Source organism: Paraburkholderia sp. J41, assembly GCF_905220235.1.
Lineage (GTDB): Bacteria > Pseudomonadota > Gammaproteobacteria > Burkholderiales > Burkholderiaceae > Paraburkholderia.
The window spans coordinates 12,033-29,365 of record NZ_CAJMZE010000022.1; the positions used below are offsets into that span (position 1 = coordinate 12,033).

Consider the following 17,333-nt stretch of genomic DNA (forward strand, 5'->3'; position numbering starts at 1 on the left):
TTGCTAGAACCAGGTATGGGATTGGAGAGGGAGCGCGATGGACCAAATACAATCAATGAAGGCATTCGTCACGGTCGTTCGACTCCAGAGCTTTACCAAGGCGGCCCGTCAGTTGAATACGTCGCTCGCCTCACTCTCGCGCGCGGTGAGCAGCCTCGAATCGCATACGCGCACGCATCTCGTGAACCGCTCCTCGCGATTCGTCTCGCTTGCGCCCGGCGCACGCGAATACTTCGATATCTGCGTCGAAGTGCTCGACCGGCTTCACGAGGGCGAACAACGATTGCTCGAAGATCGCGCGCAAGCGCGCGGCGTCTTGCGAATCGCGGCGCATCCTGTTGCGATCGAAGCGGGACTATCGCGCGTGGTCGGCGAATATCAGCGCAGCGCACCGGAAGTCGAAATCGTGCTGAATACGCACAGCGTGCCGATGCGCCTCGAACACGACCGCTATGACGTGGCCGTTTATCCCCCCGGCCTTATTCTCGACGCCGAAGCCATTTGCCGGCGCGTGCTGGACTCGCCCATCGTACTGGTCGCCAGCCCCGGCTACCTGAGCCGCACCGGATTCGACGACGCGCAGGAAACGTTGGGCGGGCACGTCATTCTTTCTTGCCATTCTTGCCACAGCGAACCGGAACCGGAGCACGGCATACGGCTGGAACGCGAAGGGCAAATGAAGCGGCTTTCGAATGCCAGCGTGCGCATGAGCGTGAGCGGGTCGACGGCCATTCAACTCGCGCTGTCCGGCTTCGGCATGGCGTTGCTGCCCGAGTTTCTCGTGACCGAGCACCTGCTCAGCGGAAGCTTGATACGTCCATTCCCCGATCATCGCGTGATCAGTCAACCGGCCTCGCTTGCCGTTGCCTACGTGCGCCACGGCGTCGTGCCGCAGCGCACGCGCAATTTCATCGACACCTGTACGCGTCTTTTTGCCGTCGATGTCGATGCCGCGTCCGTCGCTTCGCGAGTGGGCAGCCTGGCGGCGGCTTCCCGCCATGCATCCACGCCGAATCGGCTGTCCTGATCGACATTTTCTGCAATTTTGAATTGTCGAATCGTTCTGGAATATCCCGGCTCCTCGCCGTGTTTGCCCCAACAAGAAGTTCAACAACAGTTCGAGTTGAATCCTTCCCATCACTTTATATGGAGTCCGAAATGAAATCCTTTAATACCGTTGCTGCCTCGCTGCTCGTTCTCACCTGCGCCGGCTTCGCCACCGCAGCCTCCGCACAGGGCCTTACCCGCGCCGAAGTGCGGCAGCAACTCGTCCAGGCCGAAGCCGACGGCTCCCGCTTCGTGGCCGACGCGTCTTATCCCGATGTGAGTCCCGTGTTCCAGCAACAAGTCGCGCGCCAGAAACAACGTGACGAAAGCACGGGCGGCGTGGCGAGCGGCAACTCGGCCGCCGATGCGGGACATGCCGACGCATCCTCCGCGCCTTGCGTTGGACCGGCAAGTTTTTGCACGCTGTATTTCGGCAGTTAATTCTCCCGGCACATCGCCGCCCGCATCGTTACGAACTCGTCAGTCCCATTTATTAAGGAGTACGTCATGAAATCCCTCTTGTGTCTCACCCTCGCCGCCGCCGCGCTTGCCGCGCCGCTTGCGAGCTTCGCGCAGAGTACCGCGCCCGTCACCCGCGCGCAGGTGCTTGCCGATCTCATTCGCGTGGAAAAGGCCGGCTACGATCCGGCGAGGGGCAACGATTCGAACTATCCCACCGACATTCAGGCTGCCGAAGCGAAAGTCGCGGCCCAGGAAAACCAGCAGATGACCAACGACGCCGTTGGCGGCACGGCGCAATACGGCACGTCCGCGGCGAGCGGCCGCGCGTCGGCGCGCATGCCGGCGGCCCCGGCGTGCGTGGGACCGGCGAGCTATTGCAATGTGTACTTCGGCAGTTGATGGCTCCATGTCGACGATCAAAAGCGCCGCAACGTTGCCGCCGCCACTCGCAGTATCCGAAAGCCGTGGCGGCGCGTGCAGCACCGCGCTTCGTTTCATCGCATCACGCAGGCAATCCGGAAAAGCGCAGTCCGCTGATTCCGGCGCGTATCGGGCCGACGAGAAACCCGCGCCCTTCGCGCACGGCCGACGACATTTCGTGCGTTGCGCCCCGTTTCCGGGCATGACGCGCACCACCGCGGCGCCTGCCGCACCGTGGCGCACCGTTACGCACCGCTCGTTCGCGCCGCTACCGTCGCGGCCAGGCTTTTTGACGAGCTGGCATCGCTCTTGCATGTTTCGGTAAGTAGGTTATTCATGAACGAAACGCGCCCGGAGAGCCATAGCCGATGTCCGATGCCACCCATGCGAGCGGCGAAGCCGCCGCCCCCGGCCGCCTTGGCCGAGCCAATGCCTATCACTGGCTTGCCAGCCCCACGCTCGTCGACATGGCCGCACGCGGTCCCGAGCCGCGCCTGGCCACGTTCGCCTGCGAGCCGCAGGATGTTCGCCTCGACCTGAGCCGCACCGCCATTGTCGTGATCGACATGCAAAACGACTTCTGCACCGAAGGCGGCTGGGTCTCGCAGATCGGCGGCGACTACGCGGCCGACCGCGCGCCCATCGCGCCGCTGCAACGGCTGCTGCCCGCGCTGCGCGCGCGCGGCGTACCCGTGATCTGGGTGAACTGGGGCAACCGGCCCGATCTCGCCAACATGCCGCCGAACCAGTTGCATCTCTACAAGCCGACGGGTCACGGCACCGGCCTTGGCGAACCGCTCGCGAGCAACGGCTCGCACGTGCTCGAAAAGGACTCGTGGGCGGCGGCCGTGGTGGACGAACTCAAACCGCTGCCGCACGACATTTGCGTCGATAAATACCGCATCAGCGGCTTCTGGGACACGCCGCTCGACAGCATCCTGCGCAATCTGGGCGTGCGCACGCTGCTGTTCGCGGGCGTGAACACCGACCAGTGCGTGCTGCACTCGCTCACCGACGCCAATTTTCTCGGCTACGGCTGCGTGCTGGTCGAAGACTGCTGCGCCACGTCGTCGCCGGCGTTCTGCACCGAGGCGACCGTCTGGAACGTGAAGAAGTGCTTCGGCTTCATTACCGACTCGGCGCGCATCGTGAGCGCGCTGGAGCAGCCTGCGTGAACGCATTCGTTCCCGGCGACGCCACACGCGTCGCGCCGCTCGCGCGCGGGCCGCTGGACGGCTTGCGATTCGCCGTGAAGGACTTGATCGACGTGGCGGGCGTGCGCACGGGCGGCGGCAATCCCGACTGGCTCGCCGCGCAGACCCCGGCGCGCGCTCATGCGCCCTGCGTGACGGCGTTGCTGCGCGCGGGCGCGGCGCTCGAAGGCAAGACCATTACCGACGAACTCGCCTATAGCCTCGAAGGCGCGAACCATCACCACGGCACGCCGCTCAATCCGCGCTGGCCGCACGCGCTGCCGGGCGGCTCGTCGAGCGGTTCCGCTTCGGCGGTCGCGGCGGGCGCGGTGGACTTCGCGCTCGGCACCGACACGGGCGGCTCGGTGCGCGTGCCCGCCGCGTTCTGCGGCCTTTTCGGCATGCGGCCCACGCACGGCGCCATCGCGCTCGACGGCGTGGTGCCGTTCGCGCCCAGCCTCGATACCGTCGGCTGGTTCGCGCGCTCCGCCGCGCTGCTCGCCTCCGTGGGCGACGTGCTGCTGCCCGCCGACCCCACCGCGTCCGCGCGCTCGCCCGCCTTGCTGCGCGTGGAAGAAGCCTTCGCCCTGCGCGCGCGCAACGAACCCGGCGATGCCGCGCGCCTCGATGCACGCGCGCGCGCCATCGGCGCACTCGACGCGCTCCCGCTGTTCGCGCGCCATCCCGCCGACGCCTGGCTCGCCTGCTATCAAGCCGTGCAGGACGCCGAAATCGACGCTTCGCTGGGCGCGTGGATACGCGCGACGCAACCGCGTTTCGGCCCGTCGATGGCGCCGCGTTTCGCGCGCATCGACCTTTACGACCGCGAGCGCGTGCCGCACTGGCGCGCGTTGCGCACGACGCTTGCCGCGTACCTCGACGCGCTGTTGCGCGACACCGTGCTTGTGATGCCGACCACGCCGTGCGCGCTGCTCGCCAAGGACGCAAGCGGCGAGACGCTCGCGCGCTTTTACGACGACGCGCTCACGCTGAACGCCATCGCTTCGCTCGGCGGCCTGCCGCAAATCACGCTGCCGCTCGTGAACGCGGACGCAAACGCCGATGCGAATGCAGACACAGTCGCAAACGCAGCCGCAAACGCAAACGCAAACACCGGCGCAGGCCGGCACGACGGCCCGCTCGCGCTTTCGCTGATCGGCGCGCGCGGCACCGACCGCGCCTTGCTGCGGCTTGCACGAACGCTCGTCACAAAGCTTGAAAATAAACCGGAGTCCTGAATTTTGAACGCCTCACTCGCCCGCTCGCGCGACGGCATGGTAACGAGTCCGCATGCGCTCGCGAGCGCTGCGGGCCGCGACGTGCTGCGCGCGGGCGGCAACGCCGTCGAAGCGGCCATCGCCATCGGCGCGGTGCTGTGCGTGACTTATCCGCACTTCACGGGCCTGGGCGGCGACGCCTTCTGGGTAATCGCCGATCGCACCGGCGACGTGCGCACGATATCGGGCGCGGGCCAGGCCGCCATGCAGCCGCCGCCCTACGGCGGCGCGATTCCGTTGCGCGGCGGCGCGGCGGCCCTCACGAGCGCCGGCACGCTCGACGCCTGGGCGCGCGCTTACGCGCATGCGCGCGAAGCATGGGGCGGCACGCTCGCCTGGTCCGCGTTGTTCGAACGTGCCATCGAATATGCGGCGGAGGGCTTTCCTGTCACGCAATCGCAGCACTTCTGGCAAACGCTGCGCGCCCACGAATTGCGCGCGCAGCCCGGTTTTTCCGCAACGTTCGCGCCGCGCGGCGAAGCGCCCGCGCCCGGCACGCGCTTCGCGCAGCCCGCGCTCGCGCGCAGTCTCGAACGCATCGCACGCCTCGGCGCACGCGAATTTTACGAAGGCGACCTTGCCGAGCGCCTCGTGCGCGGCCTGCGCGCGGCCGGTTCGCCGCTCGATGCGCGCGACCTCGCGACTACGCAAGCGCGCGAGGAAGCGCCCTTGCGCGTGCCGTATCGCGGCGGCGAACTCGTGGGGCTGCAACCGCCCACGCAAGGCGTGACGATGCTGGAAATCATGGGCACGCTCGCGCATTTCGATTTCGGCGCGATCGAGGAAGGCAGCGCCGATTACTATCATGTGCTGGTGGAAGCGGTGAAATGTGCTTTCGTCGACCGCGACCGCTACGTGAGCGACCCCGATTTCGCCGAGGTGCCCGTCGCCGCCTTGCTCGCGCCGGAAACGCTCGCCGCGCACGCGCGCTCCATCGACATGCGCCGCGCGCGCGCATGGCCGCATCGTTTTCGTCATGGCGACACGGTGTTCATCGGCGCGACCGATCGCGAAGGCCGCTCGGTCAGCCTGCTGCAAACGGTGTATTTCGATTGGGGCAGCGGCGTGGTGGCGGGCGACACAGGCGTGCTCTGGCACAACCGCGGCGCGGCATTCAGCACCGACTCGCGGCATCCCAACGCGCTCGCGCCGGGCAAGCGGCCGTTTCATACGCTCACGCCGGGCATGTTTCTGCGCGACAAGCGCCCGCATCTGCTGTTCGGCACGCAAGGCGCCGACGGCCAGCCGCAAACGCTCGCCGCCATTCTCACGCGCCTGATCGACTACGGCATGGACCCGCTTGCGGCGCTCTCGCGACCGCGCTTCCTGCTTGGCAGAACGTTTTCGGATACGCGCGACGCGCTCAAGCTCGAAGCCGATGCGGGCGACGCCGTGCTCGCGGAACTTGCGTCGCGCGGCCACGAAGTCTCGGCGATCGCGGCACGCAGTCCGCTTGCGGGGCATCCGGGCGTAATCAAAATCGACGCGGACGGCGGCGCGCTCGGCGCCCACGATCCGCGCAGCGACGGCCTTGCCATGGCGGCCGGTTTCGACACGCCGACTCGCTCCCTCATGACCGCTCGCTTATAAACCGAACCAGCCCGATTCGGGCGGCAACACGAAGCTCACGCGCGCACGAACGCGCGCACCATTTCCTCGGCCTGAAGCTTCTGCTCGTCCTGCCAGCGCGGCGCGAGCAGATCGGCGTTGAAAATGCACGAAAGCGTGTACGCATTCGACTTGTGGAACGAGCACAAGCTCACGAGCGCCACATAAAGATGCAGCGGTTCGAGCCCCGCGCGCAAGGTCTTGTCCTTCTCGCCGCGCTCGATCAGCGTGCGCAACAGCACGAGCACCGGCGAGGCCATTTCGGGAATCGCCTTCGAGCGCTTCATCACGCGCGCGCGATTCAGGTTCTCGAACGAAAGCAGCTTGCCCAGTTCCTGATGCGCCGCGAAGTGCCCTTCGATGAATTCGTAGAGCTGCACGATGCCCTCCACAGGCTTCACGCGGTCCACGTCGAGTTCGAGCTTGAGTTCTTCGGCGCGCAGCCGCCCGAGCACGAATTCGAGCACTTCCAGATAGAGCGCTTCCTTGCCGCCGAAGTAGTGATAAATCATGCGGATATTGACCTTCGCGCGGCTCGCGATGGTTTCCACGCGCGCGCCGCTCAACCCCTTCTCCGCGAATTCGGCGAGCGCGACGCGAAAAATGCGTCCGCGCGTGGCCGCCGCAAGACGTTGCCGCGAAGTTTCGCGCACCGGCTCCTGCACTGGCTCTTGCGCAGGCTTTTGTGCAGGCGCTTTGGCTTTTTTCGCGGCGGCGTCGGCCGTTTTTTTTGCCGCGGCTTTCGTCGGCTTGGAAGGACTGGCTAAGCGGGCGGCAACACGCGTCATGGCAGGAGTGAGCTGGTTCGTGCGGAAGAAAGGTCCAGCGGCGCATGACCGCTTGCCGCGAATATAGCAGCACGGCGCGCCCCGTGCGAACTCGCGCGCAACGCGCTTCGCATGCCACGCACGCGCACCGCGCGCCGCCTTGGTGCGCACACGCGCCATCGCCTTCGCGCACGCCCCGCGCGCAGGCATCGCAACCGGCTTTGGTGCATGCGCGAAGCCTTTGCCGGCGCGCGGCCACGCCGTGCCGCTTGACGCGCAAACACGCTTGCGCATTGGCGTTGCGCGACTCGCCGGGCAACGCGCGGCAACCGTGCGAGACACATGGCATTCAACTTGCTTTTATGGTTTCGTTCATGAAGAGTTCACTTACTGAAACTCGAAACGAAACCTCGAACGCCACGGCAAAGGAGTGCCAACGATGTCATCCGCGAAGCTGTTTTCCCACCGTTCCCTGCCACGTCGCGCGCCGGTTCGCATGCGCGTGCGCGCGCTCGCCGCGCTCGGCGTTGCGCTGGGCCTGAGCGCCGTCACGCCGCCCGCCGTCTATGCCGCCGACGACGCCATGCACGTGGGCGTGCTGATTCCCGGCTCGAAAACGGACAAGGGCTGGATGGAATCCGGTTATGACGGCGTGACGGCAGCGCAAAAGGAATTCGGCCCGAAGCTCAAAACGCAGATCATCGAGAACATCAACTACGCGGATATGGAGCAGGCGCTCACGAATCTCGCTTCGAAGAACGAACTCGTGATCGGCGTGGGCGGGCAGACGCAAGCCGCCGTCATCAAGATCGCCAGGCGCTTTCCCAAGGTGAAGTTTTCCATTGTCGGCGGCAGCAAGGGGCAAGCCATGCCGCCCAACGTAGCGGGCTACGACGTGAAGCAGGCCGAGATCGCCTTCGTCGCGGGCGCGGCCGCCGCCCTGCTCACCAAGACGAACGCGGTGAGCTACGTGGGCGGCATGGAAATTCCGTCGATCGTGAACGCGGGCAAGGAGTTCGGCGAAGGCGCGCGCTACATCAATCCGAAGATCAAGTATTTCGAAAGCTACACGGGCGACTTCGACGACGTGGCCAAGGCGCGCGAAGCCACCGCCGCCGCCATTGCGCAAGGCGCCGACATTCACTATCACATCCTCAATCTGGGCTTGCGCGGCATCGAACAGGCGGCAAAGGAAAAGAACACGCACATCATCGGCAGCTACACGGACCGTTGCGGCAGCGATCCGCTCTACGTCGCGTACAGCATCACGGGCGTGGGCTATCAGGCGCAATACGCCATCGAGCAACTGGAAAAAGGCACGTGGCAGCCGGGCTACAAGGCGTTCGGCCTCGCGATGGGGCCGAAGTCGTCGGGCATGGTCGTCTGCCATTCCACGCCCGCCATCGACACGAAGCTCAAGCAGATCGAGGACGACATCCTGAGCGGCAAGATCAAGGTACTGGAAGGCTGACCATGAACGCCGTCGTTTCCCCCGCGAGCGCCGCCGCGCCGGTGCTTTCACTCGAAGGCATCGGCAAGCGCTTCGGCGCGTTTCAGGCGCTCGACGACGTGTCGCTCGATCTCATGGCCGGCGACGTGCATTGCCTGCTCGGCGAAAACGGCGCGGGCAAGTCCACGCTGTGCAACGTGATCTTCGGCGTGCATCAGCCCGACGCGGGCGCGATGCGGATCGGCGGCGCCGCGTACCGGCCGCGCAGCCCGCGCGAGGCAATCGAACACGGCATCGCGATGGTGCATCAGCACTTCAGTCTCGTCGACGATGCCAGCGTGCTCGACAACCTGCTGCTCGGCCAGGCGCGCGGCAAGCTCGACCGCGCGCGCGAAGCGCGCCGCGTGGAGGCGACGCTCGCGCGCGTGGGCCTCGCGCTGCCGCTCGAAGCGCGCATCGCCGATCTTTCGGTGGGCGAGCGCCAGCGCGTGGAAATCGTCAAATGCCTGATGCGCGAGCCGCGTCTCCTGCTGCTCGACGAGCCCACGGCCGTGCTGCTGCCCGCCGAGATCGACGCGCTGCTCGACACCTGCGCGCGCGTGGCCGCGAACGGCTGCGCCGTGGTGCTCGTCACGCACAAGCTCAAGGAGATTTGCCGCATCGCCACGCATGCGACGGTGCTGCAATCGGGCCGCGCGGTCGCGCGCTCGGAAGCGCCCGCGAGCGACATCGACCGTCTTGTCGACGCGATGATCCGCCGCGCCGCGCATGCCGAAGCCGCCGACCTGCACGCGCGGCTTTCGCTCGCGCCGCCGCGCGAAGGCTCGCCGTGGTCGCGGGCGCTGAGCGAAGAAGTGTTGCAGATCGACGGTCTCGCCGCGCGCGACGCCGAAGGCGTGACGCGTCTTTCCGACTGCACGCTCGTGGTGAATCGCGGCGAGATCGTCGGCATCGCGGGCGTGGAAGGCAACGGCCAGAGCGAGCTGGGCGCCGTGCTCGCGGGCATGACGGCGGCGGCGGCGGGCCGCTTCTTCGTCGCGGGCCAGGACATGACGCGCGCCACGCCGCGCGAACTCACGCGCGCGGGCGTGGGCATCGTGCCCGAGGACCGCCACGCGGTGGGCTGCGTGAGCGGCATGAGTCTCGTCGACAACCTCATGCTCAATCATCTCGACCGTTATTCGCGCGCGGGCTGGCTGCAACGCCGCGCGATGCGCGAGCGCGCGCTCGAACTGATGGAGCGCTTCGACATTCGCGCCAGCGGCCCCGACGCGATCTTCGGCGGCCTCTCGGGCGGCAATCAGCAAAAGGCCGTGCTCGCGCGCGAACTCACGCTCGACCCGCTGCACTTCCTGCTTGCCGCGCAACCCACGCGCGGCCTGGACGTGGGCGCGGTGGCGGCCGTGTACCGGCACATTCGCGCGGCGCGCGAGCGCGGCGTGGGCGTGCTGCTGATCTCTTCCGAACTCGACGAACTGATGAGCGTCGCCGACCGTATCGTCGTGCTGTATCGCGGCCGCATCATGGGCAGTTGCACGCCCGAGGCGGCCAATCGCGCACGCATCGGCGCATGGATGGCCGGCGCAGGAGAACCGCAATGAATTCGCTTCGTAAATCGCTCGCCGCGCGCGCCTGGCCGCTGGCGGCGCCCGCCGCGCCAGGCGGCGTCTCGCCGTTGCGCGGCGTGTGCGTGATCGGCGGCGCGATCGCCTTCGCGTTTTGCATCGCGCTCGGCTTGATCGCGCTGATGGGCGTGAACGTGCGCGACGCACTCGCCGCATTCGCCGACGGCGCATGGGGCTCGCCCTACGCCGTGGGCGCTTCGGTGAATCGCGCGCTCGTGTTCGCGCTGGTGGGCATCGGCTTCGTGATCGCGCATCGCGCGCAATTGACCAACGTGGGCGCCGAAGGGCAGATCGCCATCGGCGGCATAGTCTCCACGGCCGTGAGCCTCTACGGCCATTGCGCGGGCCTGCCGCTCGGCCTTGCCTTCATCGTGCCGATGCTGTGCGCGGCCGCGGCCGGCGCGTGCTGGGGCGGCATCTCGGGCGTGCTCAAGGCGAAGGCGGGCACCAACGAGGTCATCAGCACGTTGCTGCTTTCGTTCGTCGCCGTGTGGCTGCTTTACTGGTGCGTGCAAAGCGAGGCGCTGCTGCGCCAGCCGATGACCACCGCCGCCACGCTGCCCGAATCGCTCGACATTCCCGACGCCACGCATCTGCCCGCGCTATTCGCCGACAGCGGCCTCGGCCTGCATATCGGCCTGCCCGTCACGCTCGCGCTCGCGCTCGCGGCCACGCTCGTGCTGCGCCACACGCGCTTCGGCTTCGCATTGCGCGCGACCGGCCTGAACGCCGTGGCGGCGCGCCGCGCGGGGTTGCCCATCACCTCGACGATCGTCGCCGCGCTGGCCATCGCGGGCGCGTTCGGCGGGTTGGCGGGCGCGCTCATGCTGCAAGGCGACCAGGGTTCGCTCAAGGCGGGTTTCTCGTCGGGCTATGGCTTCGACGGGCTGGTGGTCGGCCTGCTCTCGCGCGGCTCGATCACCGGCGTGTTCGCCTGCGCGCTGTTGTTCGGCTTCTTGCGCTCGGGCGGCATCAACATGGAAATGGTCGCAAGCGTGCCTTCGGCGCTGGTGCTGATCGTGCAAGGCATTGTCACCGTCGCGCTCGCGGGCGGCGCGATCTGGCTGGAACACAAGGGAGAACGCCAATGAACGCCGCACTGCTCGCCGTTTTCGCGGGCTCGTCCATTCGCCTCGCCGCGCCCATGCTGCTCGCCTCCACGGGCGAACTCGTGAGCGAGCGCGCGGGCGTGCTCAACATGAGCGTGGAAGGCATGATGCTGACGGGCGCGTTCGTGGGCGCAACGGCTTCGTGGTGGACCGGCAGTCCGTCCATCGGGCTGCTGTGCGGCATGCTGGGCGTGCTGCCCGTTGCGCTGTTGCAGGCGTTCCTGAGCGTGACGCTGCGCGCGAACCAGGTGGTGACGGGCATCGGCATCAACATTCTCGCGCTCGGCGGCACCACGCTCGCCTATCGCGAGATTTTCGGCTCGCGCTCCGAAGCCGCCATTCCGGGCCTCGCGCGCTGGGCGCCGCCGGGTCTTTCGCAACTGCCGGTGATCGGCGAGCCGGTGTTCCATCAAGTGTGGCTGCTCTATGCGGGCTTGCTGGTGCTCGCGGCCACGGCGTGGACGATGCGGCACACCGCGCTCGGCATCGCGCTGCATGCGGTGGGCGTTTCGCCGCGCGCCGTCGATCAGTCGGGCTTGTCGGTGGTGAAGCTGCGCTACGGCGCGGTGCTGTTTTCGGGCGTGATGTCGGCGGCGGCGGGCTGCTTTATTTCCATCGGCGACATTCACACGTTCACCGAAGGCATGACCAACGGCACCGGTTATCTCGTGATTGCCGCGATCATCTTCGGCAACTGGAAGATCGGCCGCACCGCGCTCGCCTGCGTGTTGTTCGGCGCGGCCACGGCCATGCAGTTCCAGTTGCAGATGTTCGGCCTGCACGTGCCGACCGCCTTGCTCGTGATGCTGCCTTATCTACTCGCGCTCGTGGCCGTGGCCGGCCTGATCGGCCGGCAAACCGCGCCGCCCGCGCTCACGCGCCCGTTCAGCCGCTGAAATTTGCCGTTCGACGCGGCGGCCTCGCGTTTCAGGGGGCCGCTGCTTCATTCCTGCTTCATTCCTGCTTCATTCCTCCTTTTTTTCCACTCGATCATTAGTCATGCTAATCAATATGAAAAATTCGATTCTCGCACGCGCGGCATGGAGCGTTTTCGCAACCGGCGCGTTCGCGCTCGCTTCGACCTCGGCCTTCGCGCAGTCGAGCGTGCAGCTTTACGGTCAGGTCGACACGTGGATCGGCGCGCAGAAAATGCCGGGTGGCCAGCGCGCGTGGGAAGTGTCGGGCGGCGGCATGTCCACGTCCTACTGGGGCCTGAAAGGCTCGGAGGACCTCGGCAACGGCTACAAGGCCATCTTCACGCTCGAAGACTTCTTCCTGCCGCAGAACGGCCAGGCGGGCCGCTTCACGGGCGACACGTTTTTCTCGCGCAACGCCTATGTGGGTATCGAGTCGATCTACGGCACGCTCACGCTCGGCCGTCAAACCACGCCGCTCTTTATCTCCACGATCCTCTTCAATCCGTTCGTGGATTCCTATGAATTCTCGCCGATGGTGTGGCACACGTATCTCGGCCTCGGCAGCGGCCCGACCTACACGACCGACATGGGCGTGGTGGCCGATTCGGGCTGGAGCAACACCGTGCAGTATTCCACGCCGAACTACAACGGCCTGACCGGCTCGCTCATGTACGGGCTCGGCAATCAGGCGGGCGAAAACGGCTCGAAAAAATGGAGCGCGCAATTCCTCTATTTCCACGGCCCGTTCGCGGCCACCGGCGTGTATCAGTACGCGAATTTCAACAGCACGCCCGGCGACCTCGCCACGCTCGTGGCGGGCATGCGCAGCCAGGGCGTGGCGCAGGTCGGGATTTCCTTCGATCTGAAGGCCGTGAAATGGTTCGGCCAGTACATGTACACGAAGAACGACCAGTTCGCGAGCAGCTGGCACGTGAACACGTATCAGGGCGGCGCTTCGGTGCCGCTCGGCGGCGGCAGCGTGATGGCGTCGTATGCGTATTCGCGCGACAGCGGCGGCCTCGACCAGACGCGCCAGACCGCCGCGCTCGGCTACGATTACGCACTGTCCAAACGCACCGACGTGTATGCCGCGTATATGTACGACCACTTCGACAAGCTCTCGAGCGGCGACACCTTCGGCGCGGGCATTCGGGCGAAGTTCTAAGGCGCGGGCAGCGAGCGCGAAAGCCAAGGCCCGTTGCGCGCGAACGGGCCTTGTCGACGTATGCGCATTACGCGCCGATCGCGACGCGCCGGATCATTCCCCGTGCGGAATGCCTTCGATCGGACATTCCGCCGTGCCCGGCGTCGGGCGCGTCAACGCTTCCACGCCGCGGCGCGTGCCTTCGGGATCTTCGACCCAGTTGCGATAGAAGCCGAACGGGCATGCCGCCACGCCGTCGGCGCCGTCGCCGGAATTGAGCGTGCCCGTGTAGCCGCGATGCAGCAGCTTGTAGAGATGATTCTGCGACTGCATGTTGCGGCGCGCGTCGCGAATCGCGCTCACCGAAAGTTCCGCGTACTGCACGCCCATTTCCTCCTCGCCGCATTCGCCGAGCGTGCGCCCGTCGAAGCCCACGATCGCCGAATGGCCGAAGTACGAGTACACGCCGTCCCAGCCCGTTGCATTGGCCACGGCCACGTAAGTGTTGTTCATCCACGCCATGGCTTTCGCGACCATCACCTGCTGGTCCTTCGCGGGGTACATATAGCCCTGGCAGCGCACGATCAGTTCCGCGCCGCTCATCGCGCAGTCGCGCCAGATCTCGGGATAATTGCCGTCGTCGCAGATAATGAGGCTGATCTTGAGGCCCTTCGGCCCTTCCGTCACATAGGTGCGGTCGCCGGGATACCAGCCTTCGATCGGCGTCCACGGCATGATCTTGCGGTACTTCTGCACGATCTCGCCGTGGTTGTCGATCAGCACGAGCGTGTTGTACGGCACCTTGCGCGGGTGCTCCTCGTGGCGCTCGCCCGTGAGCGAGAACACGCCCCACACGTTGGCCTTGCGGCACGCGGCCGAAAATATTTCGGTTTCCTCACCAGGTATGGCCGATGCCGTGTCGAACATCTCCTCGCGGTCGTACATGATGCCGTGCGTGGAATACTCGGGAAACACCACGAGATCCATGCCCGGCAAACCCTGCTTCATGCCGGCCACCATCTCCGCGATGCGCCGGGCGTTGGCCAGCACCTCGGCCCTGGTGTGCAGGCGCGGCATCTTGTAGTTGACCACCGCAACGCCCACGCAGTCGCGGCTGCTCGAAATATCGCCATGTCGCATGACGTGTTCTCCTCTGTGTTGGCGCGCAAGCGCGCTTCAATGGCTGATCATCCAGGGCCGGCCGGCCGGGCGTTTGAGGCCGTCCGCCTGGGCGCCCGCGAGTTTCGCGCCGCCCGCGCAGCAACTGCAACCGGGCCGGTGACGCAGCGGCGGCCCCTCGCCGGACTGGCGCGGCGCATGCGCGGCGCGTTCGTTGGCCGCGTGCGCCTGACGCCGCGCGCCCGCCATCAACGCGAGCGAAGGCGCGCTCATCACGCGCGCGCCTTCGCCGCCGCAGCCGGGGCAACGGCACGGCTTTTCGCGCTCGGCAATGCGGCGCATCACGGCGAACGGGCCGCAACTCGCGCATTCGAAATCGTAGATCGGCATGACAGGCTCCTTGTGCGGCTTCGACGGCCCATCACGCCTTCGCGAGATCGGGCGAGCACGGCAGGTCGACGCCGCCCTGAACGTGCTTGACGGGGCCGTCGGCGTTCGGGCGAATGTCGAAGTCGAAAATCTGCGTGGGCAGCCACAGCGTCGCGCACGCGTTGGGAATGTCGACCACGCCGCTGATATGCCCTTGGACCGGCGCGCAACCAAGCAGCGAATACGCCTGCGCGCCCGAGTAGCCGAACTTCTTCAGATATTCGATGGCGTTCAGGCACGCCTGGCGATACGCAACGGTCACGTCGAGATAGTGCTGGCCGCCCTGTTCGTCGACGGAAATGCCTTCGAAAATGAGGTAATCGTTGTAGTTGGGCGTGATCGGGCTCGGCTGGAACACCGGGTTGCGAATGCCGTATTTCGCCATGCCGCCCTTGATGACGTTCACGCGCATATGCACCCAGCCCGCCATTTCGATCGCGCCGCAAAACGTGATCTCGCCGTCGCCCTGGCTGAAGTGCAAGTCGCCCACCGAAAGCCCCGCGCCGTCCACGTAGACGGGGAAAAACACCTTCGAGCCGCGCGACAGATCCTTGATGTCGCAATTGCCGCCGTGCTCGCGCGGCGGCACGGTGCGCGCGCCCTCGGCGGCGGCCTTGTCGCGCGCCTCGCCGGCAAGCTTGCCCATGTGCGCCGTGGCGGCGAACGGCGGATTCGCGAGCGGCGGCACGCGTTCGGGCGCGGTGGCGATCAAACCGGTTTCGCGCGCGTTCCACGTTTCGAGCAGCTTCGGGTCGGGCAGGCAGCCGATCAAGCCGGGGTGGATCAGGCCCGCGAAATTCACGCCGGGAATATGGCGCGAACTCGTGTACAGGCCGTGGAAGTCCCAGATCGACTTTTGCGCGTCGGGAAAATGATCGGTGAGAAAGCCGCCGCCGTTGGACTTCGAGAAGAAACCGTTGAAGCCCCATTGGCTATCGGCTTTCGCGCCGATGTCGAGCAGGTCGACCACGAGCAGGTCGCCCGGCTGCGCGCCGCGCACGCCTACCGGGCCGGAAAGAAAGTGGACGATCGAGAGGTCGATGTCGCGCACGTCGTCGGCGCTGTCGTCGTTCTTGATGAAGCCGCCGGTCCAGTCGTAGGTTTCCAGCACGAAGTCGTCGCCGGGATTGACCCAGCAGGCCATCGGAATGTCGGGGTGCCAACGGTTGTGGACCTGGTCGTTCTCGTACGCGGACTGGTTCAGATCGACCTTGATAAGCGTTTCTGGCATGGCGTTCGCTCCTTGATGCGAAGGTTGACGTGTTGGCGAATGAAATGGGCGGCGCTCAAACGGAGAGGTATTCGCGAATGCGCCCGGTGTCGCCGGCGTCGCGCGTGCTCTGGTGGACGAAGCGGCCGCCCTCGATCACGAACAGCCGGTCCGCGACATCCAGCGCGAAGCTCAGCACCTGCTCCGACACGACGATGGCGATGTTGCGCGTCTGGCGAATCTGGTTGAGCGCCTTCGCGATGTCCTTGATGACGGAAGGCTGAATCCCTTCGGTAGGTTCGTCGAGCAGCAGCACTTTCGGGTCGGTCGCGAGCGCGCGCGCGATGGCGAGTTGCTGCTGCTGGCCGCCCGAAAGATTGCCGCCCTTGCGCCGCCGCATGTCGAACAGCACGGGAAAGAGCGCGTAGAGATCGTCGGGCACGCGCTGGCTCTGCGCGTTTTCAAGCCCCGTCTGAATGTTTTCCTCGACGCTCAGCGAGGCGAAAATCTGCCGCCCTTGCGGCACGTAGCCGATGCCTTGCGCGACGCGCCGGTAGCTCTCGTCCTTCGAAACGTCGGCGCCGCCCACGCGCACCGTGCCGCGATTGGCGGGCAGCATGCCGATCAGCGCCTTGAACAGCGTGGTCTTGCCCATGCCGTTGCGGCCCATCACGGCCATGCTTTCGCCGCTATTGACGGAAAAGCCGATGCCGTGCAGCACTTCGCTCTGGCCATAGCTGACGACGAGATCGTCGACTTCCAGCATGATGTGTTCTCCATTCAGTCGTTGCCGCGCGTTGGCGGCGCATTCAATGGCCGAGATAGACGTCGATCACGCGCGGATCGGCCTGCACCTGCGCCATCGGCCCTTCCGCGAGAATCTTGCCCTGATGCATGACCGTGACCTTGTGCGCGATGCGCTCCACGAAAGCCATGTCGTGCTCGATCACGATCATCGAGCGGTTGCGGCAGATGCGGTCGAGCAATTCGGCGGTGAGTTCGCGCTCGCGCACGCTCATGCCCGCAATCGGCTCGTCCAGCATCAATAGTTCGGGGTCCTGCATAAGCAGCATGCCGATTTCGAGCCATTGCTTCTGGCCGTGCGAAAGCAGCCCCGCCTCCAGGTCGAGCAGGGCCGCGAGGCCGATCTCGTCGGCAACGTTGCGCACGCGCTCGGCCACTTCGTCGTCCTCGCGATAGGCGAGCGCGCCGAACACGCCGCGTCCGCGCGGAAACGACACTTCGAGGTTCTGCGCCACGCTCAGGTTTTCGTAGATCGAAGGCGTCTGGAACTTGCGGCCGATGCCCTTGCGCACGCGGCGAAATTCGGCGAGATTCGTGATCTCCTCGTTGCGGAACTTGATGCTGCCCGCCGTTTCCTTCGTCTTGCCGCAAATGAGGTCGAGCAGCGTGGTCTTGCCCGCGCCGTTCGGCCCGATCACCACGCGCAACTCGCCGCGTTCGAGATACAGGTTCAGCGAGTCGATCGCCTTGAAGCCGTCGAACGACACGCTCAGGTCTTCTATCGCAAGCAGAAAGTCGGTGTTGCTCATGCT

The 17,333-nt window shown here is 66.2% G+C and carries 17 protein-coding genes; 11 read left to right on the plus strand and 6 right to left on the minus strand.

Annotated features, from left to right (window positions below; all coding sequences use genetic code 11):
- Nucleotides 1-55: 55 nt before the first annotated feature.
- From U5805_RS21515 to U5805_RS21540, 6 genes are all read left to right on the plus strand, one after another.
- Entirely contained in the window at nucleotides 56-1,027 is a 972-nt protein-coding gene (locus U5805_RS21515; protein WP_322105518.1) for a LysR family transcriptional regulator, read from the plus strand.
- Between the two features lie 119 nt (nucleotides 1,028-1,146).
- Nucleotides 1,147-1,488 (plus strand): DUF4148 domain-containing protein, encoded by a 342-nt coding sequence (locus U5805_RS21520; protein ID WP_415914643.1) that lies wholly within the window; start codon nucleotides 1,147-1,149, stop codon nucleotides 1,486-1,488.
- Nucleotides 1,489-1,554: 66 nt separating this feature from the next.
- The gene (locus tag U5805_RS21525) at nucleotides 1,555-1,908 is read left to right on the plus strand and encodes a DUF4148 domain-containing protein (protein WP_322105519.1); all 354 of its coding nucleotides are present in this window, start codon (nucleotides 1,555-1,557) and stop codon (nucleotides 1,906-1,908) included.
- A gap of 389 nt (nucleotides 1,909-2,297) precedes the next feature.
- Entirely contained in the window at nucleotides 2,298-3,104 is an 807-nt protein-coding gene (locus U5805_RS21530) for a cysteine hydrolase (RefSeq protein ID WP_322105520.1), read from the plus strand.
- Nucleotides 3,101-4,360 carry an amidase gene (locus tag U5805_RS21535; RefSeq protein WP_322105521.1) on the plus strand — a complete coding sequence of 420 codons (1,260 nt, stop codon included), beginning with the start codon at nucleotides 3,101-3,103 and terminating at the stop codon, nucleotides 4,358-4,360. The genes U5805_RS21530 and U5805_RS21535 overlap by 4 nt, the downstream gene beginning before the upstream one ends.
- A 36-nt stretch (nucleotides 4,361-4,396) precedes the next feature.
- Complete coding sequence (locus U5805_RS21540) at nucleotides 4,397-5,989, plus strand: gamma-glutamyltransferase family protein (RefSeq protein ID WP_322105522.1); 1,593 nt, start codon at nucleotides 4,397-4,399, stop codon at nucleotides 5,987-5,989.
- Nucleotides 5,990-6,024: 35 nt separating this feature from the next.
- Here the strand turns inward: U5805_RS21540 and U5805_RS21545 are convergent, their stop codons facing one another.
- Complete coding sequence (locus tag U5805_RS21545; protein ID WP_322105523.1) at nucleotides 6,025-6,660, minus strand: TetR family transcriptional regulator; 636 nt, start codon at nucleotides 6,658-6,660, stop codon at nucleotides 6,025-6,027.
- A gap of 553 nt (nucleotides 6,661-7,213) precedes the next feature.
- On the opposite strand from U5805_RS21545, the gene U5805_RS21550 reads away from it, so the two are divergent.
- From U5805_RS21550 to U5805_RS21570, 5 genes are all read left to right on the plus strand, one after another.
- Complete coding sequence (locus tag U5805_RS21550; RefSeq protein ID WP_322105524.1) at nucleotides 7,214-8,245, plus strand: BMP family protein; 1,032 nt, start codon at nucleotides 7,214-7,216, stop codon at nucleotides 8,243-8,245.
- 2 nt (nucleotides 8,246-8,247) lie between these two features.
- Nucleotides 8,248-9,825, plus strand: a complete 1,578-nt coding sequence (locus U5805_RS21555) for an ABC transporter ATP-binding protein (protein ID WP_322105525.1) — start codon at nucleotides 8,248-8,250, stop codon at nucleotides 9,823-9,825.
- On the plus strand, nucleotides 9,822-10,940 hold the full coding sequence (locus tag U5805_RS21560; protein WP_322105526.1) for an ABC transporter permease: 1,119 nt from the start codon (nucleotides 9,822-9,824) through the stop codon (nucleotides 10,938-10,940). Before U5805_RS21555 ends, U5805_RS21560 begins: the two co-directional genes overlap by 4 nt.
- Nucleotides 10,937-11,854 carry an ABC transporter permease gene (locus U5805_RS21565; RefSeq protein ID WP_322105527.1) on the plus strand — a complete coding sequence of 306 codons (918 nt, stop codon included), beginning with the start codon at nucleotides 10,937-10,939 and terminating at the stop codon, nucleotides 11,852-11,854. Before U5805_RS21560 ends, U5805_RS21565 begins: the two co-directional genes overlap by 4 nt.
- 115 nt (nucleotides 11,855-11,969) lie before the next feature.
- Entirely contained in the window at nucleotides 11,970-13,040 is a 1,071-nt protein-coding gene (locus U5805_RS21570) for a porin (protein ID WP_322105589.1), read from the plus strand.
- Between the two features lie 93 nt (nucleotides 13,041-13,133).
- Here U5805_RS21570 and U5805_RS21575 read toward each other — a convergent pair whose 3' ends face one another.
- Genes U5805_RS21575 through urtD form a run of 5 tightly spaced genes read right to left on the minus strand, consistent with a single transcriptional unit; the run spans nucleotide 13,134 to nucleotide 17,330 of the window.
- Nucleotides 13,134-14,159: an aliphatic amidase gene (locus U5805_RS21575; protein ID WP_322105528.1), complete on the minus strand. Its 1,026-nt coding sequence runs from the start codon at nucleotides 14,157-14,159 to the stop codon at nucleotides 13,134-13,136.
- 36 nt (nucleotides 14,160-14,195) lie between these two features.
- The gene (locus U5805_RS21580; RefSeq protein ID WP_322105529.1) at nucleotides 14,196-14,528 is read right to left on the minus strand and encodes a zinc ribbon domain-containing protein; all 333 of its coding nucleotides are present in this window, start codon (nucleotides 14,526-14,528) and stop codon (nucleotides 14,196-14,198) included.
- A 31-nt stretch (nucleotides 14,529-14,559) separates the two neighbouring features.
- Nucleotides 14,560-15,798 carry a formamidase gene (gene fmdA, locus U5805_RS21585; RefSeq protein ID WP_322105530.1) on the minus strand — a complete coding sequence of 413 codons (1,239 nt, stop codon included), beginning with the start codon at nucleotides 15,796-15,798 and terminating at the stop codon, nucleotides 14,560-14,562.
- Nucleotides 15,799-15,853: 55 nt separating this feature from the next.
- The gene (gene urtE / locus U5805_RS21590) at nucleotides 15,854-16,543 is read right to left on the minus strand and encodes an urea ABC transporter ATP-binding subunit UrtE (RefSeq protein WP_322105531.1); all 690 of its coding nucleotides are present in this window, start codon (nucleotides 16,541-16,543) and stop codon (nucleotides 15,854-15,856) included.
- 43 nt (nucleotides 16,544-16,586) lie between these two features.
- Nucleotides 16,587-17,330, minus strand: a complete 744-nt coding sequence (urtD, locus tag U5805_RS21595) for an urea ABC transporter ATP-binding protein UrtD (RefSeq protein ID WP_322105532.1) — start codon at nucleotides 17,328-17,330, stop codon at nucleotides 16,587-16,589.
- Nucleotides 17,331-17,333 lie beyond the last annotated feature (3 nt).

Coding starts and splice junctions, on each gene's coding strand:
- U5805_RS21515 (WP_322105518.1), top strand. CDS start 56: ATGAAGGCATTCGTCACGGTCGTTCGACTCCAGAGCTTTACCAAGGCG.
- U5805_RS21520 (WP_415914643.1), top strand. CDS start 1,147: ATGGAGTCCGAAATGAAATCCTTTAATACCGTTGCTGCCTCGCTGCTC.
- U5805_RS21525 (WP_322105519.1), top strand. CDS start 1,555: ATGAAATCCCTCTTGTGTCTCACCCTCGCCGCCGCCGCGCTTGCCGCG.
- U5805_RS21530 (WP_322105520.1), top strand. CDS start 2,298: ATGTCCGATGCCACCCATGCGAGCGGCGAAGCCGCCGCCCCCGGCCGC.
- U5805_RS21540 (WP_322105522.1), top strand. CDS start 4,397: ATGGTAACGAGTCCGCATGCGCTCGCGAGCGCTGCGGGCCGCGACGTG.
- U5805_RS21550 (WP_322105524.1), top strand. CDS start 7,214: ATGTCATCCGCGAAGCTGTTTTCCCACCGTTCCCTGCCACGTCGCGCG.
- U5805_RS21555 (WP_322105525.1), top strand. CDS start 8,248: ATGAACGCCGTCGTTTCCCCCGCGAGCGCCGCCGCGCCGGTGCTTTCA.
- U5805_RS21560 (WP_322105526.1), top strand. CDS start 9,822: ATGAATTCGCTTCGTAAATCGCTCGCCGCGCGCGCCTGGCCGCTGGCG.
- U5805_RS21565 (WP_322105527.1), top strand. CDS start 10,937: ATGAACGCCGCACTGCTCGCCGTTTTCGCGGGCTCGTCCATTCGCCTC.
- U5805_RS21570 (WP_322105589.1), top strand. CDS start 11,970: ATGAAAAATTCGATTCTCGCACGCGCGGCATGGAGCGTTTTCGCAACC.
- U5805_RS21575 (WP_322105528.1), bottom strand. CDS start 14,159: ATGCGACATGGCGATATTTCGAGCAGCCGCGACTGCGTGGGCGTTGCG.
- U5805_RS21580 (WP_322105529.1), bottom strand. CDS start 14,528: ATGCCGATCTACGATTTCGAATGCGCGAGTTGCGGCCCGTTCGCCGTG.
- fmdA (WP_322105530.1), bottom strand. CDS start 15,798: ATGCCAGAAACGCTTATCAAGGTCGATCTGAACCAGTCCGCGTACGAG.
- urtE (WP_322105531.1), bottom strand. CDS start 16,543: ATGCTGGAAGTCGACGATCTCGTCGTCAGCTATGGCCAGAGCGAAGTG.
- urtD (WP_322105532.1), bottom strand. CDS start 17,330: ATGAGCAACACCGACTTTCTGCTTGCGATAGAAGACCTGAGCGTGTCG.